The sequence below is a fragment of the Flavobacterium sp. genome (genome assembly GCF_035292545.1).
Taxonomy (GTDB): Bacteria; Bacteroidota; Bacteroidia; order Flavobacteriales; family Flavobacteriaceae; genus Flavobacterium.
In genome coordinates, this window is the sequence record NZ_DATDPV010000085.1 from 1 (window position 1) to 3290 (window position 3290).

Sequence of the window (3290 nt, forward strand, 5' to 3'; positions counted from 1 at the left end):
GCACAAATTAAAATATACAATTCTTCGTTATGCAAACATTTACGGACCTAGACAAAATGCAATGGGAGAAGCGGGCGTTGTTGCGATCTTTTCAACAAAGCTTCTTAAGGAGGAACAACCGATAATTAATGGCAGCGGAGAACAAACCCGTGATTATGTTTTTGTCGGTGATGTTGTAAAGGCGAACGTACTTACTCTTAATGATGAGTCCTGCAATACTTACAATATCGGAACTGGTATCGAAACAAACGTAAATGATCTGTATAAGACATTAAATAAAATTATTGGTAAAGGTCAGAAGGAAAAACACGGACCGCCAGCTCCCGGCGAACAAATGCGGAGTGTAATTACTTCGGACAAAATATTTAAAAAATTTAATTGGCGGCCCAAAATTAGAATTAACGATGGTCTTATTCAGACGGTTACTTATTTCAAGAGCGAATTAAAAATTTCTTAGTTGATTTCGAACTTAATGGTTAGCGAAAAATTAATTAATGGTTTATTAACTAATGATCGAAGATCAATATCAAGATCCATTTCAATAAGCGAAAATGATGATCCGTTTGCATCGGAAATTCTAAAAAAAATTTATAATAAAACCGGCAAAGCATACCGCATCGGAATTACAGGTCCACCTGGAGCGGGGAAAAGCACAATCACAAATCAACTCACAAAATTACTTCGATCTAAAAAATTTAAAGTTGGTATTATTGCAGTAGATCCCACAAGTCCATTTACGGGCGGAGCGCTGCTCGGTGATAGAGTTCGTATGACTGAAATTGGAAATGATGAGGGTGTTTTTATCAGAAGTATGGCAACTCGTGGAAGCTTAGGCGGGTTAAGCAAGAAAGCAGTTGATGCTGCAGATATTTTGGATGCATCAGGTTTTGATTTTATAATTATGGAAACTGTTGGTGTCGGTCAATCGGAACTGGATATCGCTCAAAACGCCGATACAACAATTGTGGTTTTGGTTCCCGAATCAGGCGACTCGGTTCAGGCAATGAAAGCCGGACTGATGGAAATAGCTGATTTTTTTGTTCTTAACAAAAGTGATCGCCCTGGCGCACAGCAGGCAATTACTGCTCTTAAAACTATTTTAATGATGAGAGATCACACTGAAACTACATGGCTGCCTAACATTATTAAAACAATTGCATCGGAAGGAAAAGGAATTAAAGATATTTTTGAGGAGATAAATCGTCACCGTGATTACTTAATTAAATCCGATTCCTTTTATCTAAAAAGACAGAGACAGGCAAAAATTAGGATTAAAGAAATAGTCGAAGATAAGCTAAAGAAAAAATTGTGGAATTCTTCGATAGAAGAATCTTTGGATTCATCCTTAGAAAAAGTTGTATTGGGCAATTTATCTCCGTATCATATTGCAGAAAATATATTAGAAAAATTTAAGAAACACATTCACTAATAAAAATTTATATACATAGGAAAAATTAATGGAAGCAGTTTCAAATTCATTCACTATGGAATTCACCGAGAACCAGACCATAATCAAAAACACAATAAGAGAATTCGCAGAAAAAAACATTAAGCCCCACATAATGCAGTTCGATGAATCACAGGAATTCCCGATGGACATCATGCACCAGCTTGGCGAGTTAGGATTTCTCGGAATTTTAGTCCCTGAAGAATTTGGTGGTGCAGGTTTAGGGTATGTTGAGTATGCGTTGATCATTGAAGAATTAGCTAAAGTTGATCCATCCATTTCTCTTTCTGTCGCTGCACATAATGGACTTTGTACAAACCACATTAATCAATTCGCAAATACTGATCAGAAAAAAAAGTATTTACCTGATTTAACTTCAGGCAAAAAAATTGGTGCATGGGGATTAACAGAATCTTCCTCCGGAAGTGATGCTGCAAGCTTAAAAACAATCGCACAAAAAGTTGGTTATAAATATATTTTAAATGGAAGTAAAACATTCATTACACATGGTGCTAGCGGCGAGACCGCAGTCGTTATGGCAATTACTGATAAAGAAAAAGGAAAGAAAGGTATTTCTGCATTCATTCTAGAAAAAGGGATGAAAGGATTTATCACTGGAAAAAAAGAAAACAAGCTCGGTATGAGAGCAAGCGATACAACACAGCTTATATTTGACAATTGTGAAGTTCCTGCAGAAAATCTTTTAGGTAATGAGGGAGAGGGACTTATTCAAGCACTAAAAATTTTGGAAGGCGGAAGAATTTCTATTGCCGCCCTAAGCGTTGGATTAGCTCAGGGTTGTCTTGATGCATGTATAAAATATTCAAAAGAGAGAAAACAGTTCGGGAAAAGCTTAAGTGAATTTCAAGCGATACAATTCAAGCTGTCACAAATGACAATTAACATCGAAGCAGCAAGATTGCTGACATTTAAAGCCGCAGTTATGAAAGATCAAGGAAAACCTAATACAAAAGAAGCTGCGATGGCAAAATTGTTTGCAAGTGAAATTGCAGAAAAATGCGCAAATGATGCAGTCCAAATTTTTGGCGGTTATGGATTTATTAAGGATTACCCTGTTGAAAAATTTTATCGCGATGTTAAGCTGCTTACAATTGGTGAAGGTACTTCTGAAATTCAAAGGATTGTAATTGCAAGAGATTATTTAAAATAAAAGCCTCATTCCGTCCCTCTCCAACCTGTCTCGCCTTGGCGAGCCAAGGTGGAAGGAGAGGGTGATGAGTTTTACAAAACAGATTTATTTTTTCAGAAAAAGTTTATTTGCAATGAAGAAAATCGGCAGTTCAATTCAAGAAAATGAATCATTTCTAAAGCGAGATGATTATCAGAAAGAGCTTTTACGAAAACTTAATGCATTGAGAGATAAGATTAAACTTGGCGGCGGACAAAAAGCAATTGAGAAGCATAAAGCCAAGGGAAAATTGACGGCACGCGAAAGAATAAAAAGATTAATTGACGACGAAAAAACTTTCTATGAATTGAGTTTGTTTGCCGCTTATGGAATGTATGACGATTATGGAGGTGCTCCATCTTCCGGAACTATTTATGGAATTGGAAAAATAAATGGTAAAAATCATGTCATCGTTGCAAATGATGCGACAGTTAAAGCCGGTGCATGGTTTCCTATAACTGCAAAAAAAAATCTACGCGCTCAAGAAATTGCAATTGAAAATAAGCTCCCGATAATTTATTTAGTTGATAGTGCCGGTGTCTTTCTTCCTCTTCAAGATGAAATTTTTCCAGACAAAGAGCATTTCGGTAGAGTATTTAGGAACAACGCTGTAATGTCTTCGATGGGAATACCACAGATCGCCGCAATTATGGG

At 36.6% G+C, this 3290-nt stretch carries 4 protein-coding genes; all 4 read left to right on the forward strand.

The annotated features are described in order from the left end of the window. The coding region (locus VI621_RS14770; RefSeq protein WP_324219175.1) for an NAD-dependent epimerase/dehydratase family protein at positions 1-457 on the forward strand (457 nt) is incomplete at its 5' end. Continuing rightward, on the forward strand, positions 458-1429 hold the full coding sequence (gene meaB, locus VI621_RS14775; protein WP_324219176.1) for a methylmalonyl Co-A mutase-associated GTPase MeaB: 972 nt from the start codon (positions 458-460) through the stop codon (positions 1427-1429). A 28-nt stretch (positions 1430-1457) separates the two neighbouring features. After that, complete coding sequence (locus VI621_RS14780) at positions 1458-2618, forward strand: acyl-CoA dehydrogenase family protein (protein ID WP_324219177.1); 1161 nt, start codon at positions 1458-1460, stop codon at positions 2616-2618. A 112-nt stretch (positions 2619-2730) separates the two neighbouring features. Then, positions 2731-3290 (forward strand): carboxyl transferase domain-containing protein (locus tag VI621_RS14785; RefSeq protein WP_324219178.1); only part of this gene is annotated, 560 nt, incomplete at its 3' end.